The organism is Thermodesulfobium acidiphilum (genome assembly GCF_003057965.1).
Taxonomy (GTDB): Bacteria; Thermodesulfobiota; Thermodesulfobiia; order Thermodesulfobiales; family Thermodesulfobiaceae; genus Thermodesulfobium; species Thermodesulfobium acidiphilum.
In genome coordinates this window covers 196871-209446 of sequence record NZ_CP020921.1, presented here as the reverse complement: position 1 = coordinate 209446, position 12576 = coordinate 196871, and the positions used below count along the sequence as shown (strand labels likewise).

General features: G+C 33.6%; 15 protein-coding genes and 1 tRNA gene. 4 read left to right on the top strand and 12 right to left on the bottom strand.

All coding sequences use genetic code 11. The annotated features are described in order from the left end of the window. Positions 1 to 76: 76 nt before the first annotated feature. From TDSAC_RS01030 to TDSAC_RS01000, 7 genes are all read right to left on the bottom strand, one after another. On the bottom strand, positions 77 to 421 hold the full coding sequence (locus TDSAC_RS01030) for a YbjQ family protein (protein ID WP_108308098.1): 345 nt from the start codon (positions 419 to 421) through the stop codon (positions 77 to 79). A gap of 57 nt (positions 422 to 478) precedes the next feature. Beyond that, entirely contained in the window at positions 479 to 1276 is a 798-nt protein-coding gene (rsmI, locus tag TDSAC_RS01025; RefSeq protein ID WP_267894128.1) for a 16S rRNA (cytidine(1402)-2'-O)-methyltransferase, read from the bottom strand. A 17-nt stretch (positions 1277 to 1293) separates the two neighbouring features. Next, a complete protein-coding gene (locus tag TDSAC_RS01020; protein ID WP_108308091.1) occupies positions 1294 to 1647 on the bottom strand; it encodes a bactofilin family protein in 354 nt (117 codons plus the stop codon). 14 nt (positions 1648 to 1661) lie between these two features. Then, positions 1662 to 2606, bottom strand: a complete 945-nt coding sequence (locus TDSAC_RS01015) for a M23 family metallopeptidase (protein WP_108308089.1) — start codon at positions 2604 to 2606, stop codon at positions 1662 to 1664. Between the two features lie 12 nt (positions 2607 to 2618). Then, positions 2619 to 3074 carry a DUF4446 family protein gene (locus TDSAC_RS01010; RefSeq protein ID WP_199919830.1) on the bottom strand — a complete coding sequence of 152 codons (456 nt, stop codon included), beginning with the start codon at positions 3072 to 3074 and terminating at the stop codon, positions 2619 to 2621. Positions 3075 to 3127: 53 nt separating this feature from the next. Further along, positions 3128 to 3391 (bottom strand): stage V sporulation protein S, encoded by a 264-nt coding sequence (locus TDSAC_RS01005; RefSeq protein ID WP_013755594.1) that lies wholly within the window; start codon positions 3389 to 3391, stop codon positions 3128 to 3130. A 53-nt stretch (positions 3392 to 3444) separates the two neighbouring features. Next, positions 3445 to 3519 (bottom strand) — tRNA-Pro (locus TDSAC_RS01000). A 277-nt stretch (positions 3520 to 3796) separates the two neighbouring features. On the opposite strand from TDSAC_RS01000, the gene murJ reads away from it, so the two are divergent. Beyond that, complete coding sequence (gene murJ, locus TDSAC_RS00995) at positions 3797 to 5263, top strand: murein biosynthesis integral membrane protein MurJ (protein WP_199919829.1); 1467 nt, start codon at positions 3797 to 3799, stop codon at positions 5261 to 5263. A gap of 73 nt (positions 5264 to 5336) precedes the next feature. Beyond that, on the top strand, positions 5337 to 5762 hold the full coding sequence (locus tag TDSAC_RS00990) for an RrF2 family transcriptional regulator (protein WP_108308083.1): 426 nt from the start codon (positions 5337 to 5339) through the stop codon (positions 5760 to 5762). 7 nt (positions 5763 to 5769) lie between these two features. Here TDSAC_RS00990 and TDSAC_RS00985 read toward each other — a convergent pair whose 3' ends face one another. The 3 genes from TDSAC_RS00985 to TDSAC_RS00975 are packed head-to-tail and all read right to left on the bottom strand — an operon-like array spanning position 5770 to position 7898. Beyond that, complete coding sequence (locus TDSAC_RS00985) at positions 5770 to 6897, bottom strand: cysteine desulfurase family protein (RefSeq protein ID WP_108308081.1); 1128 nt, start codon at positions 6895 to 6897, stop codon at positions 5770 to 5772. Continuing rightward, a complete protein-coding gene (locus TDSAC_RS00980; protein WP_108308078.1) occupies positions 6884 to 7165 on the bottom strand; it encodes a sulfurtransferase TusA family protein in 282 nt (93 codons plus the stop codon). The genes TDSAC_RS00985 and TDSAC_RS00980 overlap by 14 nt, the downstream gene beginning before the upstream one ends. Beyond that, complete coding sequence (locus TDSAC_RS00975; protein WP_150130266.1) at positions 7152 to 7898, bottom strand: pseudouridine synthase; 747 nt, start codon at positions 7896 to 7898, stop codon at positions 7152 to 7154. The genes TDSAC_RS00980 and TDSAC_RS00975 overlap by 14 nt, the downstream gene beginning before the upstream one ends. Before the next feature lie 392 nt (positions 7899 to 8290). Between TDSAC_RS00975 and TDSAC_RS00970 the strand changes: the two genes are divergently transcribed. Together TDSAC_RS00970 and TDSAC_RS00965 are read left to right on the top strand one after the other, a co-directional pair. Next, entirely contained in the window at positions 8291 to 8563 is a 273-nt protein-coding gene (locus TDSAC_RS00970) for a stage V sporulation protein S (protein ID WP_013755587.1), read from the top strand. Then, positions 8535 to 9881: a MiaB/RimO family radical SAM methylthiotransferase gene (locus tag TDSAC_RS00965; RefSeq protein WP_321165937.1), complete on the top strand. Its 1347-nt coding sequence runs from the start codon at positions 8535 to 8537 to the stop codon at positions 9879 to 9881. Before TDSAC_RS00970 ends, TDSAC_RS00965 begins: the two co-directional genes overlap by 29 nt. On the opposite strand, the gene TDSAC_RS00960 is transcribed toward TDSAC_RS00965, so the two are convergent. After that, positions 9882 to 11129 carry a M16 family metallopeptidase gene (locus TDSAC_RS00960; protein ID WP_150130264.1) on the bottom strand — a complete coding sequence of 416 codons (1248 nt, stop codon included), beginning with the start codon at positions 11127 to 11129 and terminating at the stop codon, positions 9882 to 9884. Positions 11130 to 11191: 62 nt separating this feature from the next. Beyond that, positions 11192 to 12322, bottom strand: a complete 1131-nt coding sequence (locus TDSAC_RS00955; RefSeq protein WP_108308066.1) for a murein hydrolase activator EnvC family protein — start codon at positions 12320 to 12322, stop codon at positions 11192 to 11194. Positions 12323 to 12576: the final 254 nt, after the last annotated feature.

Below are 12576 nucleotides of genomic sequence, written 5' to 3'. Positions count from 1 at the left end.
AACCTATTGTCAGTTTTACAAAATTTTTATGCTTTTAAGTACTCAAAAGTTTTGATAATATTATCAAAAATACCTTTTATTTCTTCTCTAATATAACTGCAGTACCATAAACTACAACTTCATTCATAGATTGACCTTTACCTGAATCGAATTCATTAGAATCAAATCTTACTCCTATTACGGCATTTGCACCCAAATTTCTTGCATTTTCAACCAGTTTCTCAATAGCATTGTCTCTATTTTTCATAATCATTTTTGCATAGCCGCTTTGTTCTCCACCAAAAATTGCACGAATGCTTCCGAAAAAGTTGCCCAGCACATTTCTGGAAAAAACAGATACTCCGAATACAACGCCAAACCTTTCTTTAATTAAGTATCCCTGGGGATCAAGTTCTGTAGTAATCAAGATTTCTTTCACCATCCAACTCCCACAAAAGTAAATTTTAAGAATCATAAAACAGGTTGCTCAAATCTAAAATTAATTCGGTAAAAGCTTTTTGTAAAGGCAGTTTTTATTCACTCCTAAATATTTAGAAAGGAGTCTAACTACCCTTGAAGGCTCAATTCCAAGTTTTATTAATTCTAATGCTAGCTGATAAGATTCTTCTTCTTTATCTACAAATGTCCCAGCTGACTCAAGAGCTACAACAATTTCGCCTTTGATATTAGATGATTCTAACTTCTCTTCTATCAAAGACAGTTCAAAACAAATAACCTCTTCATAAATTTTTGTAATTTCCTTGAACACGCAAACTCTTGGGTTAAATTTGAAATTATTTCTTATCCAAAGCAAAGTATCAAATAATCTCTTGGCAGACTCGAAAAAAATAAGATGTCCTCCTGAATAGACATAAGCATTGATAATTTCTTTTCTTTTAGAATTATCTTTAGGAAAAAAACCAGGAAAGAGCCATAGATTTGGTTTGAAACCTGATAGAGCAATTGACGCTGTTAATGAACTTGGGCCAGGTATTACTATTATCTCGTAGTTATTCTTTCTAACCAGATCAACCAAAAATGATCCCGGATCAGAAATACCAGGCATACCAGCATCAGTTATAAGTCCAACAGATTCGTGTTCAAGCCTGTTTAACACGAGTTCAGATTGTTTTAAAAAATTATGAGAATTAAAAGAAAAAAGAGGTTTTTTTATATTATAATATTTCAGAAGTTTTAGACTTACTCTTGTATCCTCACAAAACACTGATCCTACCGAATTTAAAACCTCTACTGCCCGATAGGTTATATCTCTTAGATTTCCTATAGGAGTACCAATTAAATAAAGCCTCCCTTTCAGGGCCTCAACATCTCGCTTTTTCCTTCAAGTATTGCCCCTTCATCCACAAACAACACTCCAACCTTGACATCTCCATAAACCTTCCCGCTGTTATGAATTATTAACCCTTCAATAGCCTCAATATTCCCTCTTATCTCACCAAAAACTGAAACTTTCTTTGCCTTAACGTTTGCATTTACCTTTCCATCCTGCCCCACAAAGAGTTCACCATCGATGGTAATTTCACCATCGAACAAAGAGTCAATTCTTACATTCCCATCCCCCTTAAGGGTCCCAGAAAATTCATTTTTATGGCTCAAAATTGTATCGGGACTTACAGGACTACTACCTCTTTTAACTTTAAACAACATTTTGCTTACCTCCTTTAAAGCTCTGCTGGATTTGCTCCAATTACTGACATTGGGTTTATTACCCTTCCATAATGATGAACCTCATAATGAACATGAGGACCAGTCGTGAAGCCCGTTAGGCCTATGTACGCAATTACTTGATTTTTTTTAACTCTTTGCCCAACTTTAACTGCAAAAGAACTATCGTGAGCATAAAGGGTTTCGTAACCGTTACCATGATCAATTATCACTGTTAATCCATAACCAGATAAATACCATCCAGCAAAGACAACAACACCGTCACCAGTGGCATATATTGGCGAACCATAACCCGCTGCAACGTCTATTCCAGGATGAAAATCGCCAAAAGCCGGTCTATATCCAAAATAAGACGTAATTACACCATCTGCAGGAAAACCAGTAGGGAAAGAAGCATATTCATTAATCTTTCTCTTAGCTATTTGAGCAACCTGGTTAAAACTCCTTTCTCTGTAGGAAAGTTGAGTCCTAATAATAGATAGATCGTTTTTTATATTTATAAATCTTGGATCCGCTGAAGAACTAAACAACAAACTTAATTCAATCGAGTTATCTTGCCTTATTCCCTCTATTGAAGAACTTTGATCTGATTTGACTTTAGAATTTTGATCTGATGGTTCAGATATGCCAAGGTTTTTTCTTAGTTCCTTTTCCTCATCGCTAAGACGCTTTATATCCTTTTTTAGAGCTTCTGACTCAACTTTTAATTGTCTTATCTCCTCAGATTGGCGTGCATTTTGAAATTTCAGAATCTGGTAATCTGAAAGCCTTGAATTTACACTTAATGCTAAAATAAAGGTCCATATCACAAAGAGAGCCCCAAAAAAGAGTACGCTTAAAAAGAAAACTAAAACCCCCCATCTTATTTTGAACGAAAAGGGAGTATGCCCTGAGTGAGGCACTATCATAAATGTAATTTCGTCGTTCAATTTCTTTGGCATAGCACCTCAAAGCTAATTAATTTTACTTATTGCTATTTCTAGAGCTTTTTTCTCCTCAGGCGATATTTCAAGATTGACGTTTCCATTGGATACTTCCTTCGCATAAACTCTTGTAAAATCTCTGCTCATTATGGAGGTTATAATAATACCATTTTTGTTTGCATCCAATAGCGCATAAGAAAAGGAATACATACCACTAATATTATCAAAAGCATCATAACGAATAATCCCCGAACCCTGAAAAGCATGTTTTAGTTTTATAAATATTTTTTCTACATCACCAGATAAAACTTTATAATTGTTCTCAACACTTTCTAATCTGCTTTCAAGCTCCTTAATTCTATTTAGGATAAGCGTTCTACCAGCTGGGCTAAGGGATGCAAATTCAGAAAAAGATCTCTTTATAAATATAAACATAGCGCTAATTATAACTAAGTTGAAGACAGAAAAGGCCACAATAATAAACACTATCTCAGTACTAGACAGTTCTATTTCTTAACACACCCTTTCACCATATATAGCTAATATCTTGGCTCAACAATAAGCTTTATTGCAGTCCTCTCTTCACCGTCCACATTTACATAAGTAAATGACGGAATACAAATAACATCAAGACCACCTGGCGCAAGATAACCTCTTGCTATAATTATTGCTTTAATAGCCTGGTTTACAGCACCGGCGCCAATGGCCTGAACTTCAACTCTACCCTTTTCCCTCATAGCTCCAGCAATAGCCCCTGCCACAGACTTTGCAGCTGAGTTAGCACTTACCCTAATATCTGCCATCAATACCTCCCCATTAATTAATACATTTTTTCTGCTCTAATATCAAAAAAACCTGGTCGGGGTGAGAGGATTTGAACCTCTGACCCCCTGCTCCCAAAGCAGGTGCGCTCCCGCTGCGCTACACCCCGACATATTTACAAAGAATAACATAATTATAAAAGTTATGCAATAGAATCTGGTCAAAGAAATAGCCAATAAGCTCTTTACTGATCATAAAAAATGTTTTATATTATCCCTATGTTAACAATTTACTCAAAACTACTGTGTTGCTCAAAACATTTTAATAGTAAATTTAACAAAAAATTTTTTTATCTAAAGTATTATCTAAATTATAAAATGAAGATTAGTTCCAATATTGATAAACAAACACCATTCGTAGCATCCCTACTTCTTACAGGAGCAAATTTGTTCTCCAAACCTCTAGCTTTTATAAGAGAGATACTTTTTGCATATTCCTTTGGAATAACTCACATTACAGACTTCTTTTTCTTCGCTTTTAATCTCTCTAATTCCCTTATATGGTCTATTTTAAAAACTTATTCTGGCTCATTTATGCCTGTATTTTTAGATATAAAATCCAAAGATAACGACAGTGCGACTGAATTTCTTGCAAATTCTTTTCTCTGGATAATTATTCAATCGATAGTACTTTTTGTTTCAACCTCACTTATTATATTTTTGTGGCAATGTCACGACAAACTAATCAGTACAAATTTAGCTTTAAGTATAATTTTATTAAGTGTTTCGTATGCAACTCTTGCAGGAATTGGACAATTTCTCACTGTAATATGTCAATCTTATTATCAATTTTTCTACCCTGTGCTCTTTGCCTTTTTGTTTAACATATTTACAGTAGGCGCTCTACTCTTTTTCACAAAGCCATTTGGAATAAACGCATTTATCTTCTCTCAGGTAATTTGGGCAATTTTACAAATTATAGGCTTGTGGATCTGGATAAAAAAACGAATAAAGAAGAATATTTTTAAAAAGCTAAAACTTTTTAACATCAATCAAAAGAGACTTCTTAATCTACTATTGCCTACCCTAATAGGAACAAACCTTTGGCCGATTCATCTTTTTATAGCAACTACAGCAGCGTCCTGGCTTGCAAGTGGAGCAATAAGCGCAGTTAATTATTCTGCAAGATTCGAATATGGGACTGCTGGGCTTGTAATTTTTTCTATAATGAGTGCTCTTTTTCCAACTATGATATCCTTTGCAAGTGAAAATAAGATCAACGAATTCAAGAGAACCTTTTCCAATGGAATGAACGCAATTATTTATCTAATGTCTCCAATTGTATTTAGCACTATTTTTTTTAGTTACATAATAATATCAATTACTTATAGACATGGAGCCTTTAACAATAGTGCAGCTTTAATTACTTCACAATTTTTGTCTTATCATATATTGATGCTTTATACAATAGGAATAACTGGCATGTCATACCAGGCGTTTATAGCATTAAAAAAACCGTGGGAGAGCTTTTGGTCTATCCTGGCTGGAATAATTTTTAACATTATATTTTGTGCCCTGTTTGTCAAACCATATGGTATATTTATAGTAGCGCTAGGCTCAATTATTGGCACACTTATAAGTTCAATATGGCAACTATATATACTTGACAAAAAAGGTTTATTTTCGTTAAACAGGTTTTTAACAAAAATTTTAATTAGAGGTTTTATTGCGTTTTTATGTTGTTTATTTTTTTATTGTATATCACACTTCTTACATTTAAGGGGATATTTTGAGATAGCATATCCATTGTCCTCAATCGCATTTTACTTCATTTTAAGCTTTATCTTAAAGTGGGAAGAATCCAAATACTTTTATAATAAGGTTTTTAAATTAACAAAAAAATTTACTTATTAACTTATAAATATATCTTATATGTTTGTTTAATAAAAAAATAAAAATTATTGAACTTATATGATATTATATTTACATGTTTAAGCTTTCAACCAAAACTAGATATGGATTAAGAGCTTTATGTCAGCTTGCACAGGTAAAAAAGGGTTACACCATACCTGCTCATCAGCTTGCCAAAGACCAGGAAATATCCCTTTCTTATCTTGAACAGGTTCTAAACGTTTTGAAACATCATGGAATAGTAGAAAGCTTTAAAGGTCCTGGCGGCGGATATAAGCTAAACGTAGACCCGAAGAAAATTATAATAAAGGATGTAATAGAGGTACTTGAAGGACCTGTTTTGATAACAGAGTGTTCGGCGGATCCTTCAAAGTGTCATAGGGCTGAGGATTGTCTGACAAGAGCGTTGTGGCAGAAAATTGGTAATCAGGTAAACTCTTTCTTAGGAAAAATTACCCTTAACGATCTGGTAAAAAAAAATTGTAAAAAACTCTGTAAGTAAACATAAGCTAGCGCCTTAGCTTCTTGATACCCCTTTCAAAAATTTCAAGGAAAAGGCCTATTTCTTCTTCGGTAGTTTTGTGGCTTGTAGATAGTGCTATTATGCTTGACGCCTGTTCAAAGGTATATCCCATGCTTATAAGAACTGGCGAAGCTTTAAGCGCGTAAGAAACGCATGGGGAACCACTCGAAACGTATATATCGTTTGATTCAAGATAAGAAATCATATCTGAACTTTTGACTTTATCTATAATAAAAGAAAGGTGTCCTGGTAACCTTTCAAGATCCTTTCCTACGAGTTTTATACCATCGAGAGAAAGTATTTTTTTAATTTCAGATATTAATTTATTTCTTTTTTCAATCCTTTTATCAAGGTTTAGCATTGCCAATTCAGCTGCAACTCCAATACCAATTATTCCCGGCACGTTCTCTGTACCAGCTCTTTTGCCAAATTCTTGGGGCCCGCCATAAATTAGAGGCATAAATCTCAGGCCATCTCTAAGATAAAAACCGCCTACTCCCTTAGGACCGCCAAAAATGTGAGAACTAAAAGATAAGGAGTCCACACCAAGATCCCTTACATCTATATGAACGTTACCCACTGCCGCCACAGCATCAGTATGAAACAAAATATCTTTCTTTTTCAAGATTTTAGCTATTTCTTTTATATTGTTTATGGTTCCCACATCAACAGAACCAAAACTTAACGAAACTAACATTGTGTCGTCTCTTATTGCACTTTCCACATAAGAAGGTTTGATTTCTCCATATTTATCTGGTGACAGAAACGTAACATAAAAACCCATTCTTTCAAGACTTCTCATTGGATTCAATACTGAATGATGTTCAGACTTTGAGGTAATAACGTGCTTGCCCCTCTTTTCATAAGCAAAAGACAAACCTTTAATAACAGTGTTGTTTGATTCCGTGCCAGATGATGTAAATATAATCTCGTCATCGCTCGCATTTATTAGTTTAGCTACTTTCGACCTTGCTTTTTCAATTTCTTCCTTTATCATAGCGCCCATTTTATTTTTTGAAAGAGGATTAAAGAACCTTTCTTTCAAATATGGATACATCGCCTCACAAACTTCATCTTCTATTGGAGAAGTAGAGTAATAATCAAGATAGATCATTAAGTGGGTCAACCTGAGACTTTCTAATATAAAATTTCACGTAATCATCACATTCTATAATTCCCAAAAATTCGTGTCCTGACATCTTGCACCAATTTGGTATATCTTCAAGTGCATGGGAAAAATCGCTTAATACCTCAAGTATCTCCCCCTCCTTTAATTCTCTAAGGGCCTTTTTAATTGAAACGATATGCATTGGACACATAAGATAAACTATATCAATAGTCTTGTTTACCTTTAACGGATTTAAAAATTTAATATTCTCCATCGCTATCACCAGCCGTATCACCAAAATACTTTTTTTTGAAATTAGACACTTCTTCTTCGCTCAACCACCTATACGATCCCGGAATTCCAGTTAATTTAAAATCTCCAATTCCTACCCTAATCAACCTTTTAACGCTATATCCCATTTTTTTTAGATACTCTTTTATAAGGTGTTTCATTCCTTCATGAAATGCTATTTCTAACCAAGAGGCATCAGATAAATTTTTGAGTATCTTAAAGTTATCTGGTTTAACAAACTTTCCCATCAAAACACAACCTGAAAGTACTCTTTCCTTATCAACCATATCAAATACAGGATTGACTAAAACTTGATACTTTTTAATAACCTTAAAGGATGGATGATGTATTTTGTGAGCAAATTCCCCATCATCTGTCAAAAGAAGCAACCCTTCAGAGTCGAAATCCAATCTCCCTGCAGGGAAAAGCCTTAGTTTTAAGCCTTTAAGATATCCATCTAACGTTTTTAAGCCTCCTGGGTCTTTTCCAAGAGCAGTTAAAACCCATCTCGGCTTATAAAAAAGCAAATAATGTCTTCTTTTTTTTATTTCAACTAATTTGCCATCAACCTTTATAACGTCTTTATTCAGATCAACCTTATAAGACAGATCAGAAATAACTTTGTCATTAACCTCAACTTTTCCAGATAGGACAAGTGTCTCTGCCTTCCTTCTAGAAGTTAGACCAGAAAAACTCAAAAACTTATTAATGCGCATATAATTTTTAATTACCACTAACCCCAATCTATATAAATAATTTATATCTGATATAATTTTAACTCATTATATAAAACTTATCAAACTATTATTAGAAAACTACTAATAACAGTTATTGCCTGAACAACTCTTATGATGGAGAACACAATATTAACCAGATTACAAATATTGTCTTAGCCTAACTACATAGTAAAATACTAAACTTTCAAACTTAACTTAGTTATAATTATAAACTATACCAGATTATTGTTTATCAAAAATGACAATTAATTTATATCAAGTCCAATTAGTTTAAAATTACCCACTTGACAAACAGGTTATATTTTTATGAAAATTAACTATTATAGTGTTCATCTTAAAATCTAACGCTACTTACAAAAGGAGGTCATAGCATGTCAGAACTAAAGGTCAGTGCTAAATCAAATCCAAATGCTGTAGCAGGTGCCCTTGCAAACACAATAAGAGAAAAAGGGCGAGCAGAACTACAAGCTATAGGTGCTGGAGCTGTGAATCAAGCAATAAAAGCAATAGCTATAGCTAGAGGTTATGTTGCACCCAGCGCAATAGATCTTATCTGCGTACCTGCTTTTGCAGATGTAGAAATTCAAGGTGAAGCTAAAACAGCTGTAAAATTAATTGTTGAACCAAGAAGGCCACAATCTTAAGCTAAACGAATTGCCCAAAACCTTTTTTATTGAGGTTTTGGGGTGTCAGATGAACAAATATGAGGGAGAGGTTTTTGCCTCTCTCTTTTTAAAGCATGGCTTATCCCAATCAAATCCAGAAAATGCTGAAATAATTGTTCTATTGACATGTGCTGTTAGAGAAAATGCTGAAAACAAAGCCCTTGCAAGAATAGGAAAATATTTAAAATATAAAAAAGAAAGGAAACTAAAGTGTTTTGCACTTGGCGGGTGTCAGGCAAAAATATGGGGCAAAAAGATACTTGAAAAATTTCCAAAGATTGACGTTCTCTTTAGCCCTGCATCGCTTGAAGATGTCGAAACAATTGTTAAAAATATAATAGAAAAAACAAATTATATTAATCTGAAGGAATCTATAACAAACCCAGATTGTATCCCTGCTCCTGAGAACCAACACGATTTTCCCAGTGCATACCTTCCAATTTCATCCGGATGCGATCAATTTTGTACTTACTGTGCAGTTCCGTATGGAAGGGGAAGAGAAAGGAGCAGGTCTCTAGAAAGTATATTGAGCGAAGTTTCTCAAAGATGTGAGCAAGGATTCAAAGAGATTATATATCTTGGTCAAAACTGTGATTCCTATGGAAAAGATATCGGAGCATCTCTTAAAGAACTTTTGGAGATCAGTGCTAAGAAATTTCCAAATTTATGGTTCAAGTGTATAACAAGTTATCCTTCAATGATTACAAAAGAATTATTAGAAACCGTAGCGTCATATGATAATTTATGCAATTATTTTAGCATTCCTATGCAATCTGGTTCCGATAGGATTCTAAAACTAATGAATAGAAAGTATAGCGTCGAACAATATAGAAATTCTATACATATGATAAGAAAAATAATACCTGATGCAGTTATAACATCAGATTTTATCGTGGGATTTCCAGGTGAAACAGACAAGGACTTTCAAGACACTCTAAACGCAATTGAAGAATTTAAATACGATACAGTAAATATAGCAATATATTCAAAAAGGCCTTTTACACCTGCATCAAAATTTGAAGACAATATTTCATATCAGGAAAAGGCACAAAGGGCAAATATCCTAATAAAAAAGGCTGAGGAAATTTCACTCAGCTTTAGACAACAGTACTTAAACAAAACATTGGACGTCCTCATAAGAGGAGAAGACAAAAAAAAGAAGGGTTTTATCTCATCAAGAACAAAAGGACATCAAATAGTTATTTTTAAAAAGGGAAATAAACTCGATCAGCGATTAAAAACAAAAGTCTACATCACAAACGTCCTCTCCCATTATATGATGGGAGAGGAAGTATAATTATTCTCTCTTTATAAGACAAATAATTTCTCTATCGAAATCAAAAGATTCGTTAACAACCTCTAAAATCTGTTCTGGAGAAATTTTGTCCAGTTTTTCAAGATAAGACATAAGGTAGTCTATCTCATCAAATAATATATGTTTACCTATCAAACTTGAAATCTTGAAATTCGTTTCAAAATCCAACAAATAGCGCCCCCTTAAAAGTCTCTTTAACCTTGAAAGTTCTTGTTCGTCTATTCCTTCTTTCTTCAATCTTTCAATTTCTTTTCTGATAACTTCAATAGCTTCATTCAAATACCTTTGGTTAAGTCCAGAAATTACACCAAACACAGATGCTTTCTTAAACACATAATTAAAAGTAGAAATGTCATAAGCAAGACCTCTTTTTTCTCTTATTTCCTGAAACAAAACAGAGCTTCCTCCCGATCCTAAATATGCATCAACTATATCAAAGATAACTCTCTCTCTATCTCTATAACCATTGGTTCTAAAACCATAAATCAAACTAGCCTGTTTTATATCTTTTCTTTTTTCAACAAAAAATACTTTTTCGGGAAAACCATCAACAGAATAATCAAAAAAATTCTTTCCCACATCAGGTATAACTCCGAAATATTTTTCTGATAAATCAAGAGCTTCCTTTTCATCAAACTTTCCAGAAATAACTAAAATTGAATTGCTTGGCACATAAAATTTTTTATAAAACTCTATAATCCTTTCGTATTCTATATTAGAAATTACCTCTTCTCTACCAATTATTGGAAAACCCAAAGTGCTCTCAGGAAATGATTTTTTCAAAAAATTATTAAAATTCCAGCTTGGTATTCTATCATAAGACCTTTTCATCTCTTCTAACACCACCAGGCGCTCTTTGTCAACTTCTTCTACTGGAAAAACAGGATGAAAAACAATATCTGATATCATATCAAGGGATAACTCTATTGAATCATATGGAAGATAAGTGTAAAAGACTGTATATTCGTTAGAAGTAGCAGCATTTATCTCACCGCCAACGCTTTCAATATCACAAAAGATGTCATAGGCACTTCTCTTTTTTGTTCCCTTAAATAATAGGTGCTCAAGAAAATGTGACAATCCGTTTGTATTATAATCCTCTAGAGCACTTCCAACTTTTAGATACAAAGAAGTAACTATGCTGTTAGACTCAAAAATTGGAATTAAAACAATTTTAAGAGAATTTTTTAATTCAATAACTTTAAATTCAGGAAAATAAAATTCTTGCAAAATACACCTCCAAAAAGTTTTAAAACGCAAACTATCAATTTATAAAGTCAGAGCTAATTATATTATGGCAGGTATAACAGGGGATTAACAGGTTTACCGTTAATTCTTATCTCAAAATGAAGGTGAGGTCCCGTTGCATAACCAGTATCCCCAACATATCCAATAACCTGTCCCTGTCTTACATTTTCGCCTACATACGCAATTAATCTACTTGCGTGAGCATAAAGCGTTGATACCCCTCCCCCATGATCTATAATAATAGCCTTACCATAACCGTCATACCACCCAGAGTATACAACGCGTCCGCTGTCTGCAGCCACTATAGGAGAGCCATATTCTGCGCCGATATCAATTCCCGTATGAAAACTTTGAACATGTAGATACGGATCAAATCTTGGGCCAAAGGGAGAGGTGATGGGGCCTGATGCTGGCCATATAAATCTACCAGTTCCCACGCGTGGACCTGAACCCAAATTTCTCAAAAAGGCTTCTATTTCCCGAGACTTTGCCTGTAATTCAGCCTCAGCTGCTTCGTAAGAAGCCCTATTACTCATTATATTTTTCAATATAACCTGTCTCTCACTTCTTTGAGCAATAATTTCTTGTTTTTTCTGATCAAGATCGTTTTTGAGTTCTAAAGCTTTTGTCTTTTCTTCTTCTTGAGTTTTTAAAAGCATGTTCAGATTTTCCATTGCAACGTTATACTGGTTAAGAACTTCCTTATCTTGAGATGCAATCCTCTCAAAAATGAAAAAGGTCTCAAACCAATCGTTAACGTTATTATTCATTGAAAGAACAATATCGAAAAAGGGGAGCTCTTGCATCATATAAATTGATCTCAGTCTGTTTGCAACTTGCAATTCTTTTTCTTGAATAATTTTTCTTTGATAATTGATCTGAGAATTAGTATCTTGAATCTTTTGTTGCAAAAGATTCAACCTATAATTTACATCCTTTAGCTCTGTTTCTTTAAGATCTAAATTCGCATCAATTTGATCTATTTGACCTATAATTGAGTTTTCCTGTTGTCTTAGTTGATTTAAAATTGCTCTTTTTTCTTCAATTTGGGCTCTAATATTCTCTAACTCACTTCTCTTTTGCTCAAGTTGTTCATTAGATTTTCCAATAGCATAAGGCAATATAACCGTTAGAAGAAAAAGTGAAAGTAGGAGAGAAATTATGTATCGATTCATTTCACCTTGGGAATACAGGTAAAAACAGAATTACCGAAGTTAGTATAAATACAATAACAAGTATTATGGTTACAAAGAATATAAACTTACCCGATCTCATAAGCTTTAGCACAAAAGACCTCCCTCTCTAAAAAGAGCCAAAAATATTAAGATAAATCTCAAAAAACCTCCAAATACTTTATTTTAGCACAGTCGAATTGTTCTCATTTTAAAAGTAGATCAAAAAGTCCCTACGACCTCACAAATAAGGTTAC

What these genes read in the sequence shown, in the direction of transcription:
- TDSAC_RS01030 (WP_108308098.1), bottom strand. Translation starts at nt 421, where the DNA reads ATGGTGAAAGAAATCTTGATTACTACAGAACTTGATCCCCAGGGATAC.
- TDSAC_RS01020 (WP_108308091.1), bottom strand. Translation starts at nt 1,647, where the DNA reads ATGTTGTTTAAAGTTAAAAGAGGTAGTAGTCCTGTAAGTCCCGATACA.
- TDSAC_RS01015 (WP_108308089.1), bottom strand. Translation starts at nt 2,606, where the DNA reads ATGCCAAAGAAATTGAACGACGAAATTACATTTATGATAGTGCCTCAC.
- TDSAC_RS01005 (WP_013755594.1), bottom strand. Translation starts at nt 3,391, where the DNA reads ATGGCAGATATTAGGGTAAGTGCTAACTCAGCTGCAAAGTCTGTGGCA.
- TDSAC_RS00990 (WP_108308083.1), top strand. Translation starts at nt 5,337, where the DNA reads ATGTTTAAGCTTTCAACCAAAACTAGATATGGATTAAGAGCTTTATGT.
- TDSAC_RS00985 (WP_108308081.1), bottom strand. Translation starts at nt 6,897, where the DNA reads ATGATCTATCTTGATTATTACTCTACTTCTCCAATAGAAGATGAAGTT.
- TDSAC_RS00980 (WP_108308078.1), bottom strand. Translation starts at nt 7,165, where the DNA reads ATGGAGAATATTAAATTTTTAAATCCGTTAAAGGTAAACAAGACTATT.
- TDSAC_RS00975 (WP_150130266.1), bottom strand. Translation starts at nt 7,898, where the DNA reads ATGCGCATTAATAAGTTTTTGAGTTTTTCTGGTCTAACTTCTAGAAGG.
- TDSAC_RS00970 (WP_013755587.1), top strand. Translation starts at nt 8,291, where the DNA reads ATGTCAGAACTAAAGGTCAGTGCTAAATCAAATCCAAATGCTGTAGCA.
- TDSAC_RS00955 (WP_108308066.1), bottom strand. Translation starts at nt 12,322, where the DNA reads ATGAATCGATACATAATTTCTCTCCTACTTTCACTTTTTCTTCTAACG.